The following is a 23,754-nucleotide window of genomic DNA, read 5'->3' as shown; positions in this document are numbered from 1 at the left end:
AAACCACCCGGATTTTCACCCCAGAATGGAGCTCAGCACATCGGGGTGGAACGATCCGCCCAGGAATCCGTTCAATCCCATGAAGATCCCGAATGCGCCGAAGGCCCATGCGGCGAACAGCAGGCCGACGTTTTCGACAAGGGCGGCCATTGCCGCAAGCGAAATGGCGGTCGAAATCGCCGCATCGGCCGCGTCGAACTGATCGTCGTGGAAATTGAGGTGATCGTAATCGTCGGCATGCGCCTTGGCCCCTGCGGCAAGGGCGGGGGTCTCGCTCTTGTACTTGGCAATCTCGGCATCGAGGGCTGCGATTTCCTTGTCCGCCTTGCCCGGAACGGCGAGGGCGGCAAGCTGGGATCGGGCGGTTTCGGCCAGATGCTGTTTGGTCTTGGTCGCCTGATATTCGTTCCAGGTATCGAGCGACTGGGCCTGCGCTTGCTCCATCCCCTGAACGATGTTGCCGTCCTTGATATTGCACAGGCCGGTAAAGACCGACAGAATCACGACGGTGATCGCGATCCGGCGGTTGAGCGACTTGTCCTTGGCTTCGGCGCTGACTTCGACTTCCACGAGCCTCTCCCGAAAAAGCGGAGCTAAGTGTTTGATGGGGCATTCCGGAATTGCCGGAATTTCCAGAAGCAGGCCGGTGCCGCCTTCAAAATCCGCACGGTGCGAATTCCATATCCAAAACGCTCAGCGATGACTGCCCAGCATGTTGGCATGGGTGATCGCAACTGCAAGAGCGTCGGCTGCGTCTTCGCCCGCCAGCCTGATCCCGGGCAGCAGGACTTTCAGCATGGCCTGAACCTGCTGTTTCTGGGCGCCGCCGGTGCCGACCAGCGCCTTCTTGATGACTTTGGTGGGATATTCGGCGACCGGCATCCCGGCGCGCGCCAGGGAGACGAGCGCGACCCCGCGCGCATGGCCCAGCTTGAGCGTCGACTGTGGATTGACGTTGACGAAGACTTCCTCGACCGCGCCCGCATCGGGCCGGTGGGCAAGGATCACATCGGTCAGCGTGGTGTCGAGTTCGACCAGGCGCTCGGCCATGGTGCGCGACGCGTCTGTGCGGATCTGGCCATTGGCCACGTGGCTGAGGCGGCTGCCCGCCTTGGCAATGATGCCCCAGCCTGTGCAAGTCAGGCCGGGATCGACGCCGAGAATGATCATGGTGCGAACATTACCGGTGCGCGATCCCGGGAACGGGCTCTCAGCCCAGCTTTTCCATCACGTCGTCGGGGATTTCATAGTTCCCCCAGACGGTCTGGACGTCGTCGTCGTCGTCGAGCGTGTCGATCAGCTTGATGAGGGTGGTCGCGGTATCAGCATCGACCGTGGTCTTGAGCGTCGGACGCCATGCGAGCTTCACGCCTTCGGCTTCGCCAAGGGCCTTTTCCAGCTCGCGGGCGACTTCGTGGAGGTTTTCCACCGCAACCCAGATCTGATGCGATTCATCGTCGCTCTCGACGTCTTCGGCACCCGCTTCGATTGCGGCTTCGAGAACCTTTTCCTCGTCACCGACCTTGCCGGGGTATTCGATCAGGCCGAGCCGGTCGAAACCGTGGCTGACCGCGCCCGAAGCGCCGAGGTTGCCGCCGTTCTTGGCAAAGGCGGTACGCACGTTGGTCGCGGTGCGGTTGCGATTGTCGGTCAGAGCCTCGACGATGATGGCGACGCCGCCCGGGCCGTAGCCTTCGTAGCGCACTTCCTCGTAGTTCTCGCCGTCACCCTTCGACGCCTTGTCGATGGCACGCTGGATGTTGTCCTTGGGCATCGACTGCGCCTTGGCCGCGTTGATCGCGGCGCGCAGGCGAGGGTTCATGTCCGGGTCGGGCATGCCCATCTTGGCCGCGACGGTGATTTCGCGCGACAGCTTGGAAAACATCGCCGAGCGCTTTTTGTCCTGCGCGCCCTTGCGGTGCATGATGTTCTTGAATTTGGAATGGCCTGCCATGGTCGTGCTTCTTGCGGGCTTTCAGGTTGAACGGATTTGAGCCGGGATTGGCCGGCCGGGATTGGCTCGGGCCCTAGCCTTTTGTGCAGCTTTGGGCAATCGCTGCGACAGCATACGGCCTTTTAACCCGATTTCGGGCATGTCGGGGGCCATGGTGAAGACAGTCCTCGACGATTTCCTCGGCTATCTTGCCGCGCCACGCCTGATCGTTCCGCAGGGGTTGCGCGGGGAGGGATTGCGCGGGGGGGGATTGCTGGGGCGGGGAGGGGCCGGAAACGGCTGGTCGTGCTGGGCGGCGATGACCGGGCTCTATCTCGCGGGATTGCTGCTCTTGGGCGCAGGCCTTGCAGTGTGGCAGCACGCGCTGCATCTCCCCGGGCCGGACGCGTTCCGGGCCTTTCCCGACAAGGCGCTGGTGCCGCTGGTGATCCTGGCCGCGCCCCTGGGCGAGGAAGCGTTCTTTCGCGGCTGGCTGACCGGGCGTCCGCGTGCACTCTGGCTGTTCGGGACGGCCTTGGCGGCGAGCCTCCTGCTGGGGCTGGTCATGCGCCACATTCACGAACAGATCGCGAGTCTGGCTTTTCTGGGGGCTCTTGTCGTCGGGGGGGCGGGCTGGTTCGTGCTGCGTCGGCGCATCGCGGTGCCCGCCTGGTTTGCGGGCGGCTTCCCGGTCTGGTTCTATCTGTCGGCGGTGGGCTTCGGCCTCGTCCACCTGTCCAATTACCCGACGCTGTCGTGGGCTCTGGTTCCCATGATCCTGCCGCAGCTGTGGGCGGGACTGGTCTTTGGCTATCTGCGCATGCGACTGGGGCTTCCCGCGTCGATGCTGGCCCATATGACCGGAAACGCGGCAGCCTTGGCCGCCGCGTTGCTGGGTGGGCTTTGAAATCCCCGATACCTCGATCCGATGAGTGACCTCATCGGGATCGGGGATCAGTCGATCCCGAGCGCGTTCTTGTAGACGTCGAGCACCGCTTCCATCTCGCGACGGTCGTCGGGCTTCATTTTGCGCAGGCGGACGATCTGGCGCATGATCTTGGCGTCGTACCCGGCCGACTTGGCTTCGTTGTAGACGTCCTTGATATCGTCGCCGATACCCTTCTTTTCCTCTTCAAGGCGTTCGATGCGCTCGATCAGAAGGCGCAGGCGGTCGTCGGCGGCGTCGGCCATCGGGATATGCTCCGAAAGAATCTGGTCAGAAAGCGGGTGCCCTTACGCCGTTCGGGGCGATTCGTGCAAAACCCAGCCTGTGGAAATCACGCCGGCTCGGCCGGTTTTCCCTTGAACCCCTGGGCGATCACGTACCACTCGGACGAATCCTTGCGGCTGGCGGGCGGCTTGGCATGCTTGACCGTCGTGAAATTGCGCTTGAGCAGGTTGAGCAAGGTCGTGTCGGTCCCTCCGGCAAAGACCTTGGCGACAAAGGCGCCGCCCGGGGCCAGGTGGGTGATGGCGAAATCGACTGCCGTCTCGACCAGCCCCATCGTGCGCAAATGGTCGGTCTGCTTGTGTCCGACGGTATTGGCGGCCATGTCCGAAATGACGAGGTCGGGGGGGCCGTCGAGTGCCCCCGTCAGAGCCTCGGGCGCCTCGTCGGCCATGAAATCCATCTGGAAGATCGTCACGCCCTCAATGGGGTCGGTGGGAAGCAGGTCGATGCCCACGACTTTGGCCAGAGGCGCACGCTGGCGCACGACCTGGCTCCATCCGCCCGGGGCGATGCCGAGGTCGACGACCCGCCTTGCGCCTTTCAGCAGGGCGAATTTCTCGTCGAGCTCGATCATCTTGAAAGCGGCCCGGCTGCGCCAGCCTTCCGCCCTCGCCTTTTGCACATAAGGATCGTTGAGCTGGCGCGTCAGCCAGCGGGCCGAAGAGGCGGTGCGCTTCTTCGCGGTGCGCAGGCGAGTACCGGGGTCACGTCCGGAGCGGCTCATTTGATGTCCTTTGGTTCGGAACCGCGCCGACGCGCAGCCAGACGGCTCTTTTCCGCGTCGCTTGCGGTCGCCATCAGGCTGCGCAGGATGCCTTCGCGAATGCCGCGATCGGCAATGCCCAGTCGTTCGGCAGGCCAGATGTCGAAAATGGTTTCCAGAATCGCGCAACCGGCAACGACCAGGTCGGCCCGTTCGCGTCCGATGCACGGAACGCCGATGCGTTGCGCTACCGAATAATGGGCAAGGCGCTGGCTGATCTCGCGCATTGATTCGGTGGGGACGATCACCCCGTCGACCGCGCTGCGATCGTATTGCGGAAGGCCGAGGTGGAGGCTCGCCAGCGTCGTCACGGTCCCGCTCGTACCGAGCAGGCGAACGCTCGACAGATCCTTTTGCGCGGCATGTTCGGTCGCGACCCGCGCGGCAAACGCGGCAAAGCCCTCGCGGACCATCCGGCGCATCTCGGTATAGGCCTGCGCCCGCGCTTCGGGTGTGTCCGCGATCGGGCCGATGCTTTCGGTCAGGGAGACGACGCCCCAGGGCACCGATTGCCAATCGAGAATCCGCGGTACCGGATCGGTCGTGTCGACCAGCACCATTTCGGTCGATCCGCCGCCGATGTCGAAAATCATCGCCGGGCCTTCGCCGTGTTCGAGCAGGATATGGCATCCCAGCACGGCAAGGCGGGCTTCTTCCTGCGCGGTGATGATGTCGAGCCGGATGCCGGTCTCGCGCCGCACGCGTTCGATGAATTCGGCGCCGTTCGAGGCGCGACGACAGGCTTCGGTCGCGACCGAACGGGCGAGATGGACGTTGCGCCGCCGCAGTTTGTCCGCACAGACATGGAGCGCGGCCAGCGCACGATCCATCGCCGCATCCGACAGCCGCCCGGATTGCGCGAGCCCTTCGCCAAGGCGGACCACCCGGCTGAACGCGTCGATCACCACGAAATGGTCGCCCGAGGGCCGGGCGATCAACAGGCGGCAATTGTTGGTGCCGAGGTCGATCGCGGCATAAGCCTGACGATGAAAGGGCAAGGCACGATTGGGAAAAGGCAAGGCCTGATTGGTCCCGCCACCGCGTGGCGCGACAACAGGCTCCGGCGGAGACGCCGGTGGCGGAGGATGAGTCGGAGCGGCACGGGCAGATCCCGCGCCGGTTCCGGCAGGGCGCGCGGGGGCCCGATTCGCGGCTGCCTTGGCGGCGGCCGGCTTGCGCCGCCTTCTCCGACCGGGCCGCTTGCCCGCTTTGCCTGCCGACGCTTCGATGTCGGCCATATTCGCAAATTCGCTTATGTTTTCCCAACCGGATGATACCGACCGGGTACTTGCCCCAATGTGTAGCGTCGGAGAGGGGCGCTCGCAAGGCGGACGCAAAAACCATGCACAGACCCGCTTGACACCCTCGCGCTCCCGGCCTAAGTGCGCGCCTCCATTGCCCCGTCGTCTAAAGGTAAGACTACGGATTCTGATTCCGTCTATCGAGGTTCGAATCCTCGCGGGGCATCCATTTCCTCTGAAATCGGTAACGGCTTTAAGCGCGGCGATCGTGTTGCCGGCTGGCTTTGCGTGCTTGGTTGTGGCCTTGCGCGTGGCGGCTGCGTGCTTTCGTGGTCCGGGGATCGGTGATCGTGGGCCTTGTCCTTTATTCTTGCATCCGGCTTGATGTGCAGACCTGGTGGCGGTCATGTCATGGTTTGTAACAGAAGATCGTTGGCTTGGGGCTTGGGTTTCAAGGTAGAGATCATCTTGTGATGAACTGAGAAATGCACTGTTCGAATAGGGGGTTGAAGACGTCACTTGTCTTCGTGCCCTTTTTACCATCCCCTGATTGTGGATGGGACAGTATTGCGTTTCTGCCTTGGGAGGATGCCCTGATGGAAATGATCCGCGCGGTACGGTTGGGGATCGGTAGTCTGGCGCTGGTCATTGGGGGATGTCATTCCTCGGCGCCTTCCGATTCATCGGGCAAAACCGATCTCATGCAAGGCGCTGCCGGGGTCTCGACGATCAAGACCGATGGCGGTTCGATTTCGGCCGCATCGGGCGCCACGGTTCAGGATGTGGCGCTTCCCGCCTATGCTCCTCGCTATCCCGGGGCGGTGGTCGTTTCGGTGATCGGGACACAGGATGACAAGGGGAAGGGGCGGATGGTGCGTCTCGATACGCCTGCGGACGGTGCGACCGTGCTGTCGTTCTATCGAGATGCACTCGGTCGGCATGGCGCCAACATTGCGATGGACATCCGACTGCCGACCGGTGGCATGCTGGGGGGTAAGGTAGACGGCAAGAGTGTCTCCGTGATCGTGGATTCCAAATCCGGGAAAACCGCGATTGTCATCAGTCTGTCCGACGCCGCCGGTTGAGGGGGCGAGGGGCATGCCCCCCCCTTTTTCAGGCCATCAGGTTGAGCAGGCTGCCTGGCGCGATCGTCGAGAGGTATTTCTGCGCGAGAGCCTCGGGGCTGGTCTGGTCGGTTTTTGTGGCCGAAGTCTGATCCTGTTGTTTTTGTGACTGGGTCTCGTATTTCTGCAGGTCTGCGGGCGTGGCGGCGGTGGTGGTCGTGTCGCTGGTGCCGTCGCTGTAGGTGATGACCGTTGTCTTGATATTGGCGACGACGGTGACGGTTTCGCTGACTTCGGTCTTGGTGGTTCCGCTTCCGCCCGCGCCGCCTCCGCCACCACCGCCGCTTGCAGCTCCAGTGCTGCCCGATGATGCGCTGCTGCTCGATGACGTGCTGCCGCTGGACGAGGTGCTGCCGCTCGTTGATGTTCCGCTGGTGCCGGACGTATCGGTCGACGTCGAATCGGTCGATGCACCGGTGCCTGATGAACTTCCGGCGGCCGTCGTTGTGCCCGTGGTCCCGGTTTGACCGGTGCTGGTCTGGTCGATCTTGTCGAGCACGGCCTTGACTGCGCTTGCGTCGCTTGCCGACAGCTTTCCGGAGGCGACATCGCTGTTGATCTGCGTGTCGAGCGCCGCCCGGATGTCCGTGCTGCTGGTCGAAGTGGATGAACTCGTCGCCGTCGTCGTATCCGACGAGGTGGCGGCACTGGTCTGGGAGGTGGCGCCGGTCTCGGAGGTGGTCGCCGTCGCCGCTGTCTGGCCTTGCTGATAGACGGGGGTGGTGGCGCCGATACTGGCGCTCGTAACGCTGCTGATCGTCATGAGAGGACTCCTTTGGGGATCAGAACGGGAGTCTCTGCGTCGATATTAAGGTGTCCGGGCTCGCTTGCCGTCAAGGGAAGGCGGATCAATTTCGGGACAACATATCAAATAAAATCAACCGGGAACCTTGCGGTGGTGGTTTCGTCCCGATGGACGAAACAGTATGCGACCGGTAAGGTATTACTGATTGGTCGCAGACGAGGAAGGTGTCCGACAATGGCAATCCATGTGCTGGATGAAGGAGCGGTGCGTCGTCTCGCGCCGATGAAGAAAGTGATCGCGGAAATCCGTGATACGCTCATTCGGATCGAGGCCGGGGAATTCGAAACGCCGCAGCGCCTGCAATTCAGTGGCGGCTTTGGGTTGGCCATGCCGGTGTGGCACCGTCCGACCCGTTCCGTCGTGGTCAAGACGCTGACTGTCGACGGGTCGCGGGAACCGAGGATCAAGGGCACGATAAGCTGGGTCGGGCCGGGCGAACAGGATCCGGTCGTGGTCGATGCGGCCAGTGTGACGGCGATCCGTACGGCCGCGATTGTCGGGGTTGCGGCCGATTTTCTGGCGCCTGCGACGGTGCGCAAGGCGGTCGTGTTCGGTACGGGGGCGCAAGGGATCGAGCAGGCCCGCGCTCTTCTGGCCGTGCGCCCGCTCACCCATGTCGTCTTTGTCGGACGCAATCCCGATCGGGCCGAACGCGCGGCGCAGACTCTGGCCGATGAAACGCCGGGCTTGCGGGTGGACGCGGTGACCGATGCACGTGCGCATCTCGAGGACGCTGACATCATCGGATGCGCAACGCCTTCGCTCGAACCGCTGTTCGACCATCGCGGGACGAAGGAGAATGCGTTTTTCGCCGCGATCGGATCCTATGTCCCGGCCATGCATGAATTGCCCCAGGCTTTGCTGGCCGAAGTGGGCAGGGTCTATGTCGACGAGGTTCAGGCCTGCCTTGAAGAAGCCGGGGAACTGATCGATGCGCTGGCCGCCGGGACCTTGGGGCTCGACGGGATCGTTCCGCTGGGGCAAGTATTGCGGAAACCGGCCGAGCCGGTTGTGGGAAGGCGGATCTTCAAGTCGGTCGGCATCGCCCCTCAGGATTGGGCGGCCATGAATGTGCTGACGAAGAGCCTTGCGGAGGATGGCTTGAAGTGATCCCTTTGGAACGTCTCAGCTTGCGTGACGGCGCGGCACGATCGCTGCGCCAGCAGATCGTATCGGGGGCGTTGCGGTCCGGCAGTCTCTATTCGATCGGCGACATTGCCCAGCAACTGGGGACGTCGCCGACACCGATCCGCGAAGCTCTGCTCGAACTCGAAAACGATGGTCTCGTCGAACTGGTTCGCAACCGGGGTTTCCGGATTCGCGAGATTTCCCGCGCGGACATCAAAGAGATCCACGCTATCCGCGTGATGCTGGAAGTGCCCGCCATTGAGGCTTTGGCCGCGATGGACCCGGTGCCGGACCTGTCGGATGCCGAAGCCTTGTGCCGGCGTTGCGCCCGCGCGGCCGAGATGAACGACATCATCGGGTTTCTCGCGTTCGATCGCGATTTCCATCTCGCCCTGATTGCCAAGCTCGGCAACAGGCGTCTGACGGACACGATCGGAACCTTGCGCGATCAGACCCGGCTTTATGGCCTGCACAATTTCGGGGAAGGCGGGCTGACCGGATCGACGGACGAGCATCTTGCCTTGCTGGAGGCCGTGCGGCGCAGGGACCCCGCCACGGCAGGCGCGCTGTTGCGCCATCATCTCGATCATGTTGTCGGGGACTGGGCAGGTCACGCGGTGCCTGCGGATCTGCCGGTCACATGACAGCGGGGCGGCGGTGTCGCCGCCCTTGGCTGTTTACCCGACCATTTCCATGACGATCCGGCGCAGTTCCTCGCGGGAGAGAACCGGCGACGTGCGGCGGGTCGTGGTGCCCGGTGCCTTTTCGGCAGGGCGGGCGGTGTGCGGGTGGGAAGGAGCGTTGAAGTTACTGAAATCGTAAGATGCGGTGTACATGAATTTCCTGGACGCGATCATGCGTCATGGTGAGTTGCGGCTTTTTATCGCCGCTTGCGTTGCAAGCCGGTGCCCGGGGTTTTTTCCCTGAACACGATACGGCCTTTTTCGAGATCGTATGGGGTCATTTCGACAAGAACCCGATCGCCTACAATCGAACGGATGCGATATTTGCGCATCCGGCCAGCAGTGTAGGCGATGATCCGATGGTCGTTTTCGAGCATGACGCCGAAACGACCATCGGGCAGGATTTCGTCGATTTGGCCTTCGAGGGTCAGAAGATCCTCTTTTGCCATATCGTCAGACGATTTCGAGATTGACGGCGGCAGTCTTGCCGCGCTTGTCGGTTTCGAGTTCGTACTTCACGCGCTGATCCTTGAGCAGCGTGCGCATGCCCGAACGTTCGACCGCGCTGATGTGGACGAAGCTGTCATCGCCGCCTTCATCAGGAGCGATGAAGCCGAAGCCCTTGTCGGTATTGAAGAACTTGACGGTGCCGATAGCCATGGGATGTTTCCTTTTCACGAAAACGAAAAAACCCACCCGCAAGATTGCGGATGGAGCCGGTAGCGTGAGAAAGGAAGGAGAGCCGCAAAAGGCATCAATTTCCGTCGCATGCGACGTTAGCGGGTCCTATCTAGGGGTAGCCTGTGGAAAAGTCAAGGTCAGACGATGCCTTCTGCAAACCGCGCATGCAGGCGGTCGGCAAGGGCGAGGTAGAATTCGGCAATCGCGGCAATGGCCTGATCGCTGATTTCGGGGGGGCGCACTCTCGCTCTGCCCGCAGCGGGAAGCCCGGCGGTCGCAACGGCGAAGTCGCGTTCGAGCCTGACGCCGCTGCCGATCATCTGTTCGCCGCAGGCGGCCTTGCGAATGCGTTCGATGGCCCGCAGGCGTGTCATGTCGGTCGAAAAGTGGTGACCGGACGCGTCGATCCAGTGGAGCCCGGCGGCGGTATCCTCGCCGATCCCGCCTTTTTTCAGTTTGCGCCCGCTGAGCACGGCGCATTCCTGGAGCAGGATCGACAGGAAGCGATCCAGTTCCTTGAGGCTGTTTCCGGCCATCCGCCACCGCACCAGGGGATGGCCGTGGTCGTGGTGGCCGGTCAAAGCCCTGTGACGGCCCCGCGCGATCAGGAAGCGGCAGCCCGATTCCATTACCACATAAGCCCGGTTCAGTCCGGAGAGATCGGATTGCGGTGCGACCGAGGGGGCCATGCCGTGCGCGGCGCGAAGAAGCAGCGAGGATCGGTCAGGCACGCGGGCGGAAATCCTGAGAGGCTTTGCAGCAAGTTGTGATCAATCATCATGCTCCGAGGCAAGCGGGAGCATGGGAGGCTCTCAGCCGGCAGTGCTTGAAAGGGAGAAACTGCCGGTACGGGGCGCCCCTATCAAGATTGGGGACGCAGGTCCAACCCTTGATGCGACCGTTCGTTGCAAGAAAGGAAAGCCATCATGCCCGCGCGATGGCCGAGAGAAAGGCTTCGACCTGAATGTCCATCAGCGCGGAGAGGCGATCGGCGTGGAGTTTCCCGTGCCCCAGGAACATCGTCATCCCTTCCATGGTAGCCGAAACGAAAAGCGCCAGATCCTCGTGGCCCTGTTCGGAAAGGTCGGGGCGCATGTCGCGCAGGATTTCCAGAATGGGGGCCCGCGCCCGGCGGTACATTTCGGTCATCAGCCGGGCAACGAACGGGCTGTGGTTGGCAAGCGCCCAGATCTCGGGAAAGATGTGCGTCGTTTCGCGGGTCTGGATGTCGGTCAGGACGAAGCGGCAATACCGGCGCAGACGGTCGGCGGGCGCGGTGTCCGGGTCATTGACGATCAGGGCGAATTCGGCCTCGTAAGCACCGATCACCGCCTCGAACAACGCGTTCACCAGATCCTCGTGCGAGCGATAGTGATAAGTGAGGTTGCCGAACCGGATGCCGCATTCCTTGGCGACGCGGCGCATGGTCATCGCCGCATAGCCTTCGTCGACAAGCACGCGCAGCGCCGCGGTCAGAATCGCCTCGCGGGTTTCCTGACCTTTGGCATAGCCGCCGTTCGAAGGGGGGAAAAGCAGGTCTCGCATCGGTCCTTCCGGCATGGTCTGGCAGGCATGATCGGCTAGGCGTAAACGGCGCGCGCTTTCGCCTTTCGGCGTATTGCCACGCGATTCGGGCCGAATTTAGGTCACTCGGACAATTTAGGTCATTTGACAATTTTTTAAGGCTGATGCCACAGTCCGCGTGTCGAGCGTTCGCCGGGGGCGGTGTCAGGCCGGTTCCGGCGCCTGGGGAGTATCAGACATGAGGTTGTTTGCTTTGGCGCTCGCCCTTGCGGCGGCGGCACCCGCTTGCGCGCAGCCCGCGCCGCTGGCCGAAGAGCCGTTGCTGCAGGTCGCTCGCCTGCCCGACGTCTGGCCCAAGAGCTTCGTCGTCGTCCACGACATCAATTTCAATTCCATTCTCGACGGCCGTCTGGCGGTGGTCGACACCGCTTCGCCCAACCAGCCGCTCAAGGGACTGGTGCGCGACAGCCAGATGGGCGGGGCCCTGTTCTCGCGCCAGCGCGGAGAAATCCTGACCGCCGAGACGTTCTATTCCCGCCTGACGCGCGGCGAGCGGACCGATGCGGTCACGATCTGGGACATGAAGACCTTGCAGCCCAAGGGCGAGATCGTCCTGCCCGGCGGCAAGCGGCAGCAGTCGGTGATCTATCCCCACCTGTTCCAGTTCACCAATCACCAGAAATGGGCGCTGCTGGCCAATTTCACGCCCGCCCAGTCGGTGAGCGTGATCGACATCGACGCGCGCAAGGTCATCAACGAGATCGACTTGCCCGGTTGTTCGCAGATCTACCCGACCGGCGAGCGCGGCTTTTCCAGCCTTTGCGCCGACGGCTCGATTTTCAGCGTGGTCCTTGATGCGCAGGGCAAGGCCGCCTCGTCCGCGACGATCCGGAATGTGCAGGAGATCGATCACCAGGCCTATTTCAGCACGCCTGCCTATATCGGCGGTACCGCCTGGTTCGTCAGCCAGCGCGGACTGGTGCAGGGCTTCGATCTGTCGGGGCCGGTCGCGAAAGTGGTGCCGGGCGCCTTTTCGCTCGGCACCGCGCCGGGCGCCGATCCCGAATGGCGCCCGAGCGGCTATCAGGTCATCAATGCCGATACTGCCGGGCGGCTCTATGTCCTGATGACGCCGCATGGGAAGGAAGGCAGCCACAAGGACGGCGGCACGGCGGTCTGGGTGGTCGATCCGGTGCGCAAGGCCCGTGTTGCGATCATCCCGCTCAAGGGACCGACCATGGGCATCGGCCTGACCGAAGAGGACGTGCCCCATCTCGTCGGGGCGCAAGTCGACGGGACCATCAATGTCTACGACACGCAAAGCGGGGCTTTCGTCCGCAGCCTGGGCGCCACCGTCGCGTTCAATCCCTTCCTTGTCTACACCGTCCGCTGACATGCGGCGGGGCGAGGCCCCTTTCCCGATTTTCCACGCTGCATGGAGGCATTCCTGATGCTGGTTTCCCAGATTTTCCTGTGGGTCGCGGTGATTGCCCAGACCCTGCTGATCGTGGCGCTGGCCCGACAGGTCGGCATCCTGCACGAACGCATCGCCCCGGCGGGCGCGCTGACGCTGCACCAGAAAGTCAATGTCGGCGAAGTGGCGAGCCCGATGACGGTCACGACGACGCAAGGGCAGAGCATGACCGTGGGCGGCAAGCGCGAGGGACGCAGCCAGTTGCTGTTCTTTGCCTCGCCCGACTGCCCGGTGTGCAAGTCGCTGCTGCCGGTCCTGCGCTCGTCGGCGCGGGCCGAAAGCGGCTGGCTCGATGTCGTGCTGGCAGGGGACGGTGACAGCGCCGCCTATAAGCGGCTGGCGCGCGACCATGGCCTTGCCAACGTGCCGATGGTCCTGTCCGAAGCACTGGGGCGTGCCTTTGGCGTGTCCAAGCTGCCTTATGCGGTTCTGCTCGACGAAGACGGCCGCGTTGCCTCGCTTGGTCTCATCAACAGCCGCGAACATCTCGAAAGCCTGTTCGAGGCCAAGGAGCACGGGGTCGCCTCGATCCAGGACTACCTTGCCCGCCGCCAGAAGGAAGCCTGAGCCATGATCGGTTTCGACAAACTGGCCGAAAGGCTGACGCGGTCGGTCGCGCGGCAGTCCTCGCGGCGCAGCCTGCTCGCCCTGCTCGGTGCCGGGATCACCGGGGCGGCGGCCTTTCCGGTGCTGCCGGTGGCGCGCGCGGCGGGCCATGCCGGAGGCCCCGCGCATCAGCCGGTCACTTCGGGTAATCCGCAGGACCCCGGCGACCGGACGAGTTGCGATTACTGGCGCTATTGCGCAATCGACGGGTTCCTCTGCACTTGTTGCGGCGGCTCGGTGAACGCCTGTCCGCCGGGCACGGAGATGTCCCCGATCACCTGGATCGGCACCTGTACCAATCCGGCCGACAACCGCGCCTATATCATCAGCTACAACGACTGTTGCGGGGTTTCGTCCTGCGGCCAGTGCTTGTGCAACCGCAACGAAGGCGACCGTCCGCAAGTGCGGCCGCAGTCGAACAACGACTACAACTGGTGCATCGGCGCGCAGAGCAGCGTCTATAACTGTTCGACCGCCGTCATCGTCGGCCTCGCGCTGGACAAGCCGCTGTGAAGGGGCTGGTCGGCGTGAAAGGGTGGGGCATGGCCGGGATGCTGGCGGGCACGCTTGCGCTGGGGGCGATGGTCCTGCCTGCCCATGGACAGGATACGCAGGCGATCGGGCCTGCGATTTTCACGCGTTGCGCGGCCTGCCACACGCCCAGCGGTGCCGGGGTGCCGGGCACGTTCCCGCCGCTCGGGACCGATGTCCGGACGCTTGCCGCCAATCCGGCGGGGCGGCGCTATCTGGCGCTTGTCGTAGTCAAGGGGCTGATGGGGCCGATCACGGTCGAAGGGAAAGCCTATCGCAACGTGATGCCTGCACAAGGCCTCGACGATGCGGGGATCGCCGCGGTGCTCAATCACGTGGGCACCGCGATCGCGCGACAGGGGCCGTCCTTCACTCCCTTTACCGCGAGCGAAGTCGCGACGTTGCGGGCAAGCGGCGCCGATCTCGGGCCGGGGCAGATTGCCGCGCTTCACGCGGCGGCAGGCGGGCAATGACATCTCTGTGGCGAGCGGGGGCGGTCATGCTCGCCGGGGCCGTGCTCGCGCTCGTATCGGGGCGGGCCGCGACGGCTCAGGGAACCGGCATCATGGCCGGGGTCGTCGATGCGCGGCAGGCGCACGAGGATTACATGCTGAAGTGCCAGGGGTGCCATCGTCCCGACGGCAGCGGCGACGATCGCACGGCGCCGCCCATGCGCGATACCGTGGCGCGGTTTCTGGGCGTTCCGGGCGGACGGGCGTTCCTTGGCCGCGTGCCGGGGGTGGCGACGACCAATCTTGATGACCGGCGTCTCACCAATCTTCTGAACTGGACTTTGTACCGGTTCGACCCGGCCCATGTTCCGGCCGGATTTGCTCCCTATACGCCTGAGGAGATCGGCCGGTTGAGAGCCGACCCGATCCGCCTCGACCGCGTGGAAACGCGCGCCAGACTGGTGGCGGCGTTTCCACAGCGGTAGGCCCCGGTCGGGGGGATGCCTCTTGGGGGGTAAGAGGCGACCGGGGAGGGAAGCTCGATCAGCGCAGGAGGTTGGCGCGGGCGAGTTCGAGCACTTCGTCGCCACGGCCGTTGAGGACGGCCTTGATCATGTAGAGCGTGAAGCCCTTGGCCATTTCGGTAGTCACCTTGGGCGGCATGGCGAGTTCCATGCGTTCGACGACCGCGTCGATCAGGACCGGGCCGGGATGGGCGAACGCGGCGGCAATTCCGCTTTCGAGATCGGCGGGGTCCTCGATGCGGATGCCCTTGATCCCGGCAGCCTGCGCCATGGCGGCAAAGTCGGGATTGTCGAACCCGGTCCCGAAATCGACGAAACCCGACGATTTCTGTTCGAGTTCGATGAAGCCCAGGGAGCTGTTGTTGAACACGACCACCTTGACCGGCAGGTTCAGCTGGCGAAGCGAGAGCAGGTCGCCCATCAGCATGGAGAAACCGCCGTCGCCGGACAGCGAGATGACCTGGCGGTTGGGGCAGGCGGCCTGAATGCCCATGGCCTGCGGCATCGCATTGGCCATCGACCCGTGCCAGAACGACCCGGTCAGCGACCGCTTGCCGTTCATTTCGAGATAGCGCGCGCTCCACACCGTGGGCAGACCGACGTCGGCGGTAAAGGCCGCGTCCGCGCTCGCCTGTTCGCTCAGCACGCGCATGACGTGTTGCGGGTGCAGGCGACCGCCCGGTTTTCCGTGGGCCAGCTTGTCGAGAGCGGTGCGGGCTTCGCGATAATGCGAGAGCGAGGCGCGCAAGTGGGCGTCTTCGTTGCGGACGGGCACCTTGGGCAAGAGCGCGCGCAGCGTTTCGCCGACGTCCCCGATCACGCCGAGCTCGATCGGCGTGCGGCGTCCGATCACTTCGGGGCGGATATCGACTTGCACCACTTTGGCGCCCTGGGGATAGAACTGGCGATAGGGGAAATCGGTGCCGAGCATCAGCAGGACGTCACAGGCGCCCATCGCGTAGAAGCCGGATGAAAATCCGATCAGACCGGTCATCCCCACCGAATAGGGATTGTCCCATTCGATATGTTCCTTCCCGCGCAGGGCATGGACGATCGGAGCCTTGAGGCGCGAGGCGAGCTCGACGACTTCGTCATGGGCGCCCGCGACGCCGCCGCCGCACAAGAGCGTGATGCGGCTGGCCCCGTCGAGCAGCGAGGCGAGCTTGTCGATCGCGTCGGCGGGGGGAACGACGCGAGGGCGTGCGGGCAGCAGCGCGTCGCGGCTGGGCGTGGTGACGGCCGGAATTTCCTTCAGCGCGATGTCGCCCGGGATGACGATCACCGAGACGCAGCGTTCGGCAACCGAGCGACGGATCGCGATTTCCAGCGCGCGCGGCATCTGCGCGATGTTGGAGACCAGCTCGCAATAGCTGGAGCATTCGCGGAACAGTTCTTCGGGATGGGTTTCCTGAAAATAGCCCGATCCGATTTCCGGCGAAGGGATATGGGCGGCAATGGCGACCACCGGCACGCGGCTGCGGTGGGCGTCGAACAGGCCGTTGATGAGGTGGAGATTGCCCGGGCCGCACGACCCGGCACAGACCGCCAGTTCGCCGGTCGCTTCGGCTTCGCCGGCCGCTGCAAAAGCGCCCGATTCTTCGTGCCGGACATGGAGCCAGTCGATCCCACCCCGACGGCGGATCGCGTCGGTAAAGCCGTTGAGGCTGTCCCCGACGATGCCCCAGATGCGGCGGACGCCTGCGGTCTTGAGAGTTTCGACCATCTGGTCGGCGACAGTGGGCATGGCGGGCTCCTTTGCGGGGGGATCGGGGAGAGGGAGGGACGTGTTACCCGGCGGCACCGGGTTGGCTGGTATGGGGGTGGCAGGCATGGCGGTGGGTGTGGCCGATGCCGGGATTGAACATGTTGCAGGGGTCGAGCGCCTGGTAATGTTCGCGCAGCGAGGGTTTCGCCGTATAGAGGTGGCCGACATTGTGTTCGGCCGGATATTCGGCGCCGCGCCGGTCGAGCAGCGGCAGCATGGCCTGTTCCAGTGCGCCGCAATCGGTGCCCTTGGCCACGATGTAGTCCTGGTGGAACACGTGGCACAGGAAGTGGCCGTAATAGAGCTTGTGCAGGATCGGATGCTCGATTTCGGGCGGGAGCTGTTCGACCCAGTCCTCGCAATTGCGGGGAAGGGCGATGTCGAGCGCGACGATGTCTTCGACCTCGCGGGCATGGACCGCGCGATAGCGGATGGCGGCACCCGCAGCGGCAAAGCGATGCAGGAACGCGGCTTCGGCTTCTTCGGGCGTGCATTCGAAAAAGGCGCCGCTCGTCGAGGGGAAATGGCTTTCCAGCCAGGCACTGGCTTCGGCAATGCCCTCGTCGGCCATGCGCAGCATCAGGTGATGTTCAAAGCGGTCGCGGTAATCGAGCAGGCGCGCGGGCAAATGCTGGGGCAGGCGATCGGCCACCCATTGCATGACCTTGTCCGAGAGGTGCGCGGGCAGGAACGGCAGTGCATCCACTTTCGCCTTGGCCGCAAACAGCAGGGGCAGGCGGTCGGTGCCGAACTTGCGGATGGCAAGGTAGGTGTCCTTGCCGTAGCGGGCGGCGATGTCGAAACAGTCGCGGTGCAGGTATTCGCCCGCCACCGGCAGGTTCGCGAATGAGCCCAGCATGGCCCGGCGCAGTGCAGTCAGTTCGGCGGGATCGTTGGTGCCGATGTAGAAGGCGCGCGTTGCCTCGTCGCGGGGAAAGGTGTCGAGCCGCACGGCAAAGAGCATGACTTTGCCCGCGCTGCCCGAAGCTTCGAACAGGCGCGAGGGGTCGGCATTGAACCGCGCGGGCGTCTCGGCGTCGATTTCGCGGACATGGTCGGCATAATTGTGGTCCGAGGCGGACCGGTCCTCGGCCGCGCTGACTTCGCCGGGGGTGAAACTGCCGCGTTCGAGCCGGGCGAGCATGGTTTCCGGATCGGTGCCGAGCGCGATGCCGAGATGATTGACGAGTTCGAGGCGTCCCCTGTCGTCGACCCGCGCATAGAGCGTCAGTTCGCTATACGCCGGGCCCCGGCGGACGAGCGCGCCGCCCGAATTGTTGCAGATGCCGCCCATGACCGAAGCGCCGATGCACGAAGAGCCGATCACCGAATGGGGTTCGCGGCCGAGCGGGCGCAGTTTGGCTTCGAGATCGTAGAGCGTGGCGCCGGGAAGGCACACGACCTGCTTGCCCTCGCGGATGAGATGGATGCCCGAGAGGCGGCGCATCGACACGATCACCACCGGGCGATCGTAGGCCCCGTCGGGCGTGGAACCGCCGGTCAGGCCGGTGTTGGCGGCCTGGGCAATGACGATGACGCCGGCTTCGACACAAGCGCGCAGCACGCGCCATTGTTCGACCAGGCTGCCCGGCTGGACCACAGCCAGGACCGGACCGTCGCCGAAGCGATAGCCCCGGCGATAGGCGCGAGTCGCCTTGTCGCCGACGAGGACATGACGGCGTCCGGCAATCGCGCGCAGGCGCTCGACCAGACCGGAAGATGCCTGTGGCCGCGCGGGAATGGAACTGTCGGTGGCAATGGCCGGCATCGGGGGCTGTCCTTTGGGGGGGCTGTCCTTTGGGGGGATGTCCGTTGTGGGGATTGGCGTTGGCGCGGCCCTATGCTTCGACGCGTCATTCTTGAAATGAAACGTTCGACTTCCTTGCATTCGGGTTTGGAATGACGAAGGAAAGACAATGGATTGGGCTCGGGGGAATTGGGCCCAGAGGAATTGGGCCCGGGGGGAATTGGGCCGGGAGCGGACAGCTGATGGAAATGCGCAATCTTCGCGTTCTGGTCGAAGTGATCCGGCAAGGAGGCTTCACTGACGCCGCGCGCGTGCTGTTTTCGACGCAATCGACCGTCAGCAAGGCGATCAAGGCGTTGGAGGACGAAATGGGCGTGCCCTTGCTCGAACGCGGATCTCGGCATGTGGCGCCGACGGCGGCGGGCGCGATCGTCCATCGACAGGCCTTGCGCATTCTTGCCGCGCGCGAGGATCTCTTGTCCGAGATCGCCGAGCTCAAAGGCTTGCGGCGGGGGCTCTTGCGGCTGGGACTGCCGCGCGTGGGCGGCGACGCGCTGTTCGCGCCGATCTTTGCCCGGTTCCGGCAGCGTTATCCCGGCATCGAAGTGCAGTTGAGCGAGCACGGCAGCGCGCGCTTGCGCGAATTGCTGCACAGCGGGGAACTCGATCTGGCCGGATTGCTGCTGCCGGTTTCGGACGAATTCGAGACGCAGGAACTGGGGCGCGAGCCGGTCGACGCGCTGCTTCCCGCCAGCCATCGGCTGGCGACACGCGACAGCCTGCGTTTTTCCGATCTTGCCGACACGCCGCTGGTCCTGTTCGACACCGGTTTCATGTTGCACGCGATGGTGACCGATGCCTTTCGCGCGCATCGGCTGACCCCACAGGTCGCCGCGCAGTCGAGCCAGATCGGCTTCATGCTCGAACTCGTCGCCGCAGGGATCGGCGTCAGCTTCCTGCCACGGCTTGTCGCGCACATGCACCGGCGGGAGGGCGTGGTGCAGATCCCGGTCGGCGATCCTGCGCTCGAATGGCGCATGGCACTGGCTTGGCGGCGCGAGGCCTATCTGCCCCATGCGGCGCGCGCCTGGCTCGATGTCGCGCGCGCCGGGGCCTGAGCGGCCTAAGTGGTCGGAGGCTCGTCGGCGGCAACCGGTTCTCCGCCGCGCTCCTTGCGCACGAGCAGGCGTGGTGGGCGTCGCTCGGCTGCGACTTTGTACAGCGACAGCGTGCGATCGACGTAGTTGCTGACGGCGGACAGCCCCTTGAGATAGTCGTCGAGATCGGTGGTGCGTTCGGCTTCGAACAGGCGCACAGGGCGATCGGGCTCGGCGGCTTCGAAGCGCAGGTTGAACCACGGTTCGCCGCGCCGCAGGACCAGCGGCTTGCCCGGTTCGAACCATTCGAAAGCCCACATCAATTGGCGCGGCCAGATGTGAATCGGAATGCGGCCGCCAAACAGCAGGCCCGGCCACGGCTCCTTTTGATAATGCGTGATCGGCGGCAATTGCATGGCCCAGACCGGTTCGTCGGCGACGAAGACATAGGGCGTGATGATTTGCAGCATCGGCCGTTCGGGGTGGCGCCATTCGCGTTCGGACACCAGCGAGACCATTTCGCCCAGATGGCGCGTGCGGATGCTGGCCTGATCTCCGTCGAGATTGACCAGTTGCGGCTCGCCCTTTTCACCGCGTTTGAAGCCGAGCCGCACGTCGATGGGGCAAAGCATTTCGAACATGCGCGCTTCGTGCTCGATCACTGCCGGGCAATGACCGGCGGACTTGGCATGGCGCGGCGGCGGATTGTCGAGCGTCACCCGGCGGGGTTCAGGCCAGATGAAGCGGGCCTTTTCGGTATCGAGCAGCCAGCCGACATCGACCGTGCGGGAACGGGGCGGTGCCGGAGTGTCCGGCGCGGCGTTCGTTTCGGACGGGCCATGGCCGCTGCGCAGGGAACTGCCGATCCGTTTCCACCACTTCATCGTTGAAATTCCAGCCCCGATCATGTCCCCCGGAGAGCCGGTTTCATGAGCGAGCCTGGGGGCGCGCGCAAGATCGGTTTCGGTATGCAAAGCGACCGTTTCGGAATCGTTTCAAGGATTGTTGCCGACAGGCTTTGGTTGTTGCGGCGCACCATCAAATCGCGCACACTCGTTGCCATGATCAAGGCCGGTTTGCACCACCTCACCCGCTATACTTACACCAAGCCGGTCCGTCTGGGCCCTCAGGTGATCCGATTGCGACCCGCGCCGCACAGTCGCACGGCGGTTCCCAATTATTCGCTGAAAATCAGCCCGGCCAACCACTTCATCAACTGGCAGCAGGATCCGCTCGGCAACTGGCTGGCGCGGATCGTCTTTCCCGATCCGATCGATCATTTCGCGATCGAGGTCGACCTGCTCGCCGAGCTTGCCGTCATCAACCCGTTCGACTTCTTCGTCGAGGAATACGCCGAAACCTATCCCTTCACGTATGACGAGGCGCTCGCGAGCGACCTGACCGCCTATTTCGAAGTCGAGGACCAAGGACCGCTGTTCGAGGAGCTCTATCAGCGGTTCAAGGATCACGAAGGGCGCACGATCGACTTCCTGGTGGCGATCAACCAGGCGGTGAACGAGGCGGTCGGCTATGTCATCCGGCTCGAGGCAGGGGTGCAGACGCCCGAGGAAACGCTCGAGATCGGCAGTGGGTCGTGCCGCGATTCGGCCTGGCTCCTGGTACAGCTCCTGCGCCGTCTCGGCTTTGCCACCCGCTTCGTCTCGGGGTACTCGATCCAGCTGACTCCCGACGTGGCGGCGGTCGAGGGGCCGCGCGGGGTGTCGCAGGACGTGTGCGACCTTCACGCCTGGACCGAAGTCTACGTACCGGGCGCGGGCTGGCTCGGCCTCGATGCGACATGGGGCCTGTTCGCGGGCGAAGGGCACATCCCGCTTTGCGCGACGCCGCATTACCGGACTGCCGCGCCGATCGAGGGCGTGGTGCTGGAACAGGTCCACGCCGACTTCCATTTCGAGATGCAGGTCTCGCGCATTGCCGAGGCGGTGCGCATCACCAAGCCGTTCACCGAGACCCGCTGGGAAACGCTCATGGCGTTGGGCGACAAGGTCGACGACGATCTTGCCGCGGGCGATGTGCGCCTGACCATCGGGGGCGAGCCGACGTTCATCCGCGACGGCGATTTCGAAGCGCCCGAATGGAACAGCGAGGCCGTCGGGCCGACCAAGGCGGTCTTTGCCGATCGCCTGATCCGCAAGCTGCGCGACCGGTTCGCACCCGGATCACTGCTTCATCACGGACAGGGCAAATGGTATCCCGGCGAAAGCCTGCCGCGCTGGGGCTATTCGATCTATTGGCGCAAGGACGGGGTGCCGGTCTGGAACGACGCGCGCCTGATCGCCGACAGCGTCATGCCCGAGGCTGTTCCCGAACGCACGGTCGACGCCGGGGACGCGGAAAAGTTCCTCAAGGAAACCGCGCTCATGCTGGGCGTGGACGATGATTTCGCGCAGCCGGTCTTCGAGGACGCGGTCGAATGGATCGTGCGCGAGGCGCAGCTGCCTGAGAATACCGAGCCGACCGATCCGCAGCTTGAAAATCCCGAGGAACGCGCGCGGTTCATGCGCACGTTCCAGCGCGGGCTGACCAAGCCGGCCGGGTTCGTCCTGCCGATCCAGCGCTGGTGGCAGGCCGCCGCGCGACAGCCGATCCGCAAGTGGCGGTCCGAACGCTGGAAAGTCCGGCGCGGGGTGCTTTACGCCGTGCCGGGCGATTCCGCGCTCGGCTATCGCCTGCCGCTCGGGTCGCTGCCGTTCGTTCCGGCTTCGGACTATCCCTATATCCATGCCCGCGACACGGCCGAACCGCGCGATCCCTTGCCCGACGTGCGTGCGCAGGTGATCGAGCGCGGGTTCCAGGTCCGCGATTCGGGCGTGCCGTTCCAGCGTGCTGTTCCGGTCGAAACCCCGCACGCGACGCCTGCCGATCAGGGCTATGTCCAGCAGGTCCCGATCGAGGGCGCGGTGCGGACCGCGATCACGGTCGAACCGCGCGGGGATCACTTGTGCGTCTTCATCCCGCCGGTCGAAACGCTCGAGGACTATCTCGACCTTGTCGCCAGCGTCGAACAGGTGGCCGAGGACACCAAGCTGCCGGTGCGGATCGAAGGCTATCCGCCGCCGCCCGATCCCCGCCTGACGGTTTTGAAAGTCACGCCCGATCCCGGCGTGATCGAAGTGAACATCCAGCCCGCGGCAAGCTGGCGGGAAACCGCCGAGATCACCGAGACGCTCTATGAATGCGCGCGGGAGATCGGGCTGACCGCCGACAAGTTCATGGTCGACGGACGTGCGACCGGGACCGGCGGGGGCAATCACATCGTTCTGGGCGGTCCGACCCTGCTCGATTCGCCGTTCATCCGGCGGCCTGACCTGCTCAAGTCCTTTGTCATCTACTGGCAGCGGCACCCCTCGCTCAGCTACCTGTTCTCGGGCCTGTTCATCGGGCCGACCTGTCAGGCGCCGCGTATCGACGAAGCGCGACACGACGGGCTCTACGAGCTGGAAATCGCGCTGGCGCAAGTGCCCCATCCCGATCAGCAGCAACCCCCGGCCTGGATCGTCGACCGCCTGTTCCGCAATCTGCTGGTCGATGTGACGGGCAATACCCATCGCACCGAAATCTGCATCGACAAGCTGTTCTCGCCTGATGGTCCGACCGGGCGGCTGGGGCTGGTCGAGTTTCGCGGGTTCGAGATGCCGCCCGAGCCGCGCATGTCGCTGGCCCAGCAATTGCTGCTGCGTGCGCTCTGCGCCTGGTTCTGGCGCCAGCCGGTCGACGGGCCGCTGGTGCGCTGGGGCACGCAATTGCACGACCGCTTCATGCTGCCCCATTTCGTCTGGTCCGACTTCCTCGACGTTCTGGGCGACTTGCGGCAGGCGGGCTACGACTTCGATCCCGTGTGGTTCGAGGCGCAGCGCCAGTTCCGTTTTCCGGTGCATGGCGCGGTCGAGGGCGGCGGTGTCCAGCTCGAAATCAGCCACGCGCTCGAACCGTGGAACGTGCTGGGTGAAACCGGGGCGATCGGGGGAACGGTGCGCTATGTCGACAGCTCGACCGAGCGGTTGCAGGTGCGCGCGACCGGACTGGTCGCGGGACGGCACATCATCGCCTGCAACGGTCGCCGGGTGCCGTTGACGCCGACCGGCACCCATGGCGAGGCGGTCGGGGGCGTGCGGTACAAGGCGTGGTGGCCGGTCAATTGCCTCCATCCGCAAATGCCGCCCCATGCGCCGTTGACCTTCGACATCATCGACAGCTGGAGCGGGCGTTCGCTGGGCGGTTGCGTCTATCACGTCGCGCATCCGGGTGGGCGCAGTTACGATACCGTGCCGGTCAACAGCTATGAAGCCGAAGCACGGCGGATGGCCCGGTTCCAGGCCTATGGGCATACGCCGGGCTGGCTGGCTGTCCCGCCGAGGGAACTGCCGGGAGAATTTCCGATGACACTGGACTTGCGCCGACCAAGCTGGCTCGCCTAGGCGAGC

Annotated in this window: 26 protein-coding genes and 1 tRNA gene; 12 read left to right on the top strand and 15 right to left on the bottom strand. The window is 64.4% G+C overall.

The window, feature by feature from the left end:
• Positions 1 to 15: 15 nt before the first annotated feature.
• The 3 genes from Y88_RS10795 to Y88_RS10785 form a co-directional block, all read right to left on the bottom strand.
• Entirely contained in the window at positions 16 to 570 is a 555-nt protein-coding gene (locus Y88_RS10795) for a DUF4337 domain-containing protein (protein ID WP_008069123.1), read from the bottom strand.
• A gap of 123 nt (positions 571 to 693) precedes the next feature.
• Positions 694 to 1,170 carry a crossover junction endodeoxyribonuclease RuvC gene (gene ruvC, locus Y88_RS10790; protein ID WP_008069122.1) on the bottom strand — a complete coding sequence of 159 codons (477 nt, stop codon included), beginning with the start codon at positions 1,168 to 1,170 and terminating at the stop codon, positions 694 to 696.
• Positions 1,171 to 1,210: 40 nt separating this feature from the next.
• Positions 1,211 to 1,954 carry a YebC/PmpR family DNA-binding transcriptional regulator gene (locus Y88_RS10785; protein WP_008069120.1) on the bottom strand — a complete coding sequence of 248 codons (744 nt, stop codon included), beginning with the start codon at positions 1,952 to 1,954 and terminating at the stop codon, positions 1,211 to 1,213.
• Positions 1,955 to 2,105: 151 nt separating this feature from the next.
• On the opposite strand from Y88_RS10785, the gene Y88_RS10780 reads away from it, so the two are divergent.
• Positions 2,106 to 2,840 carry a CPBP family glutamic-type intramembrane protease gene (locus Y88_RS10780; RefSeq protein WP_157132636.1) on the top strand — a complete coding sequence of 245 codons (735 nt, stop codon included), beginning with the start codon at positions 2,106 to 2,108 and terminating at the stop codon, positions 2,838 to 2,840.
• Between the two features lie 47 nt (positions 2,841 to 2,887).
• Here Y88_RS10780 and Y88_RS10775 read toward each other — a convergent pair whose 3' ends face one another.
• From Y88_RS10775 to Y88_RS10765, 3 genes are all read right to left on the bottom strand, one after another.
• Positions 2,888 to 3,124, bottom strand: a complete 237-nt coding sequence (locus Y88_RS10775; protein ID WP_008069116.1) for a DUF2312 domain-containing protein — start codon at positions 3,122 to 3,124, stop codon at positions 2,888 to 2,890.
• Between the two features lie 86 nt (positions 3,125 to 3,210).
• Entirely contained in the window at positions 3,211 to 3,888 is a 678-nt protein-coding gene (locus Y88_RS10770) for an RlmE family RNA methyltransferase (RefSeq protein WP_008069114.1), read from the bottom strand.
• On the bottom strand, positions 3,885 to 5,165 hold the full coding sequence (locus Y88_RS10765) for a Ppx/GppA phosphatase family protein (RefSeq protein ID WP_008069113.1): 1,281 nt from the start codon (positions 5,163 to 5,165) through the stop codon (positions 3,885 to 3,887). Before Y88_RS10765 ends, Y88_RS10770 begins: the two co-directional genes overlap by 4 nt.
• A gap of 158 nt (positions 5,166 to 5,323) precedes the next feature.
• Here Y88_RS10765 and Y88_RS10760 point away from each other — a divergent pair.
• Positions 5,324 to 5,397: transfer RNA gene (locus Y88_RS10760), tRNA-Gln, on the top strand.
• Between the two features lie 367 nt (positions 5,398 to 5,764).
• The gene (locus tag Y88_RS10755) at positions 5,765 to 6,253 is read left to right on the top strand and encodes a hypothetical protein (protein WP_008069111.1); all 489 of its coding nucleotides are present in this window, start codon (positions 5,765 to 5,767) and stop codon (positions 6,251 to 6,253) included.
• A gap of 28 nt (positions 6,254 to 6,281) precedes the next feature.
• On the opposite strand, the gene Y88_RS10750 is transcribed toward Y88_RS10755, so the two are convergent.
• Positions 6,282 to 7,055 carry a hypothetical protein gene (locus Y88_RS10750; protein WP_008069110.1) on the bottom strand — a complete coding sequence of 258 codons (774 nt, stop codon included), beginning with the start codon at positions 7,053 to 7,055 and terminating at the stop codon, positions 6,282 to 6,284.
• A gap of 216 nt (positions 7,056 to 7,271) precedes the next feature.
• Here Y88_RS10750 and Y88_RS10745 point away from each other — a divergent pair, with 216 nt between their 5' ends.
• Positions 7,272 to 8,207 carry an ornithine cyclodeaminase family protein gene (locus tag Y88_RS10745; protein ID WP_008069108.1) on the top strand — a complete coding sequence of 312 codons (936 nt, stop codon included), beginning with the start codon at positions 7,272 to 7,274 and terminating at the stop codon, positions 8,205 to 8,207.
• Complete coding sequence (locus Y88_RS10740) at positions 8,204 to 8,869, top strand: GntR family transcriptional regulator (RefSeq protein ID WP_018075681.1); 666 nt, start codon at positions 8,204 to 8,206, stop codon at positions 8,867 to 8,869. The genes Y88_RS10745 and Y88_RS10740 overlap by 4 nt, the downstream gene beginning before the upstream one ends.
• A gap of 33 nt (positions 8,870 to 8,902) precedes the next feature.
• Here the strand turns inward: Y88_RS10740 and Y88_RS10735 are convergent, their stop codons facing one another.
• The 5 genes from Y88_RS10735 to Y88_RS10715 all read right to left on the bottom strand — a co-directional run bounded on the left by Y88_RS10735 (position 8,903) and on the right by Y88_RS10715 (position 11,134).
• Entirely contained in the window at positions 8,903 to 9,061 is a 159-nt protein-coding gene (locus Y88_RS10735) for a hypothetical protein (RefSeq protein ID WP_008069103.1), read from the bottom strand.
• Positions 9,062 to 9,105: 44 nt separating this feature from the next.
• Entirely contained in the window at positions 9,106 to 9,357 is a 252-nt protein-coding gene (infA, locus tag Y88_RS10730; protein ID WP_008069100.1) for a translation initiation factor IF-1, read from the bottom strand.
• A 4-nt stretch (positions 9,358 to 9,361) separates the two neighbouring features.
• Positions 9,362 to 9,568 (bottom strand): cold-shock protein, encoded by a 207-nt coding sequence (locus Y88_RS10725; RefSeq protein WP_018075679.1) that lies wholly within the window; start codon positions 9,566 to 9,568, stop codon positions 9,362 to 9,364.
• A gap of 158 nt (positions 9,569 to 9,726) precedes the next feature.
• The gene (locus tag Y88_RS10720; protein WP_008069095.1) at positions 9,727 to 10,320 is read right to left on the bottom strand and encodes a hypothetical protein; all 594 of its coding nucleotides are present in this window, start codon (positions 10,318 to 10,320) and stop codon (positions 9,727 to 9,729) included.
• 193 nt (positions 10,321 to 10,513) lie between these two features.
• The gene (locus tag Y88_RS10715) at positions 10,514 to 11,134 is read right to left on the bottom strand and encodes a TetR/AcrR family transcriptional regulator (protein ID WP_232281032.1); all 621 of its coding nucleotides are present in this window, start codon (positions 11,132 to 11,134) and stop codon (positions 10,514 to 10,516) included.
• Between the two features lie 217 nt (positions 11,135 to 11,351).
• On the opposite strand from Y88_RS10715, the gene Y88_RS10710 reads away from it, so the two are divergent.
• From Y88_RS10710 to Y88_RS10690, 5 genes are read left to right on the top strand one after another with little or no spacing between them, the layout of a single operon-like run.
• The gene (locus tag Y88_RS10710) at positions 11,352 to 12,506 is read left to right on the top strand and encodes an amine dehydrogenase large subunit (RefSeq protein WP_026166918.1); all 1,155 of its coding nucleotides are present in this window, start codon (positions 11,352 to 11,354) and stop codon (positions 12,504 to 12,506) included.
• Between the two features lie 42 nt (positions 12,507 to 12,548).
• Positions 12,549 to 13,154, top strand: a complete 606-nt coding sequence (locus Y88_RS10705) for a redoxin family protein (RefSeq protein WP_008069089.1) — start codon at positions 12,549 to 12,551, stop codon at positions 13,152 to 13,154.
• Positions 13,155 to 13,157: 3 nt separating this feature from the next.
• Positions 13,158 to 13,706, top strand: coding sequence for a methylamine dehydrogenase light chain (locus tag Y88_RS10700; RefSeq protein ID WP_008069087.1), 549 nt, complete (start codon positions 13,158 to 13,160; stop codon positions 13,704 to 13,706).
• On the top strand, positions 13,703 to 14,197 hold the full coding sequence (locus Y88_RS10695) for a c-type cytochrome (protein WP_008069085.1): 495 nt from the start codon (positions 13,703 to 13,705) through the stop codon (positions 14,195 to 14,197). Before Y88_RS10700 ends, Y88_RS10695 begins: the two co-directional genes overlap by 4 nt.
• The gene (locus Y88_RS10690) at positions 14,194 to 14,661 is read left to right on the top strand and encodes a cytochrome C (RefSeq protein ID WP_232281031.1); all 468 of its coding nucleotides are present in this window, start codon (positions 14,194 to 14,196) and stop codon (positions 14,659 to 14,661) included. Before Y88_RS10695 ends, Y88_RS10690 begins: the two co-directional genes overlap by 4 nt.
• A 58-nt stretch (positions 14,662 to 14,719) precedes the next feature.
• Here the strand turns inward: Y88_RS10690 and poxB are convergent, their stop codons facing one another.
• Positions 14,720 to 16,444, bottom strand: coding sequence for a ubiquinone-dependent pyruvate dehydrogenase (gene poxB / locus Y88_RS10685; RefSeq protein ID WP_008069083.1), 1,725 nt, complete (start codon positions 16,442 to 16,444; stop codon positions 14,720 to 14,722).
• A 43-nt stretch (positions 16,445 to 16,487) separates the two neighbouring features.
• Positions 16,488 to 18,233 (bottom strand): D-lactate dehydrogenase, encoded by a 1,746-nt coding sequence (dld, locus tag Y88_RS10680; protein WP_008069082.1) that lies wholly within the window; start codon positions 18,231 to 18,233, stop codon positions 16,488 to 16,490.
• Between the two features lie 227 nt (positions 18,234 to 18,460).
• Here dld and Y88_RS10675 point away from each other — a divergent pair, with 227 nt between their 5' ends.
• Positions 18,461 to 19,330, top strand: coding sequence for a LysR family transcriptional regulator (locus Y88_RS10675; RefSeq protein ID WP_232281030.1), 870 nt, complete (start codon positions 18,461 to 18,463; stop codon positions 19,328 to 19,330).
• Positions 19,331 to 19,335: 5 nt separating this feature from the next.
• Here Y88_RS10675 and Y88_RS10670 read toward each other — a convergent pair whose 3' ends face one another.
• Positions 19,336 to 20,217, bottom strand: coding sequence for a hypothetical protein (locus Y88_RS10670; protein WP_232281029.1), 882 nt, complete (start codon positions 20,215 to 20,217; stop codon positions 19,336 to 19,338).
• A gap of 153 nt (positions 20,218 to 20,370) precedes the next feature.
• Here Y88_RS10670 and Y88_RS10665 point away from each other — a divergent pair, with 153 nt between their 5' ends.
• Positions 20,371 to 23,748 (top strand): transglutaminase family protein, encoded by a 3,378-nt coding sequence (locus Y88_RS10665; RefSeq protein WP_026166917.1) that lies wholly within the window; start codon positions 20,371 to 20,373, stop codon positions 23,746 to 23,748.
• Positions 23,749 to 23,754 lie beyond the last annotated feature (6 nt).

It is taken from the genome of Novosphingobium nitrogenifigens DSM 19370 (assembly GCF_000192575.1).
Lineage (GTDB): Bacteria > Pseudomonadota > Alphaproteobacteria > Sphingomonadales > Sphingomonadaceae > Novosphingobium > Novosphingobium nitrogenifigens.
Note: the sequence above shows the minus strand (reverse complement) of the source record. Positions and strands in the feature narration are given on the sequence as shown.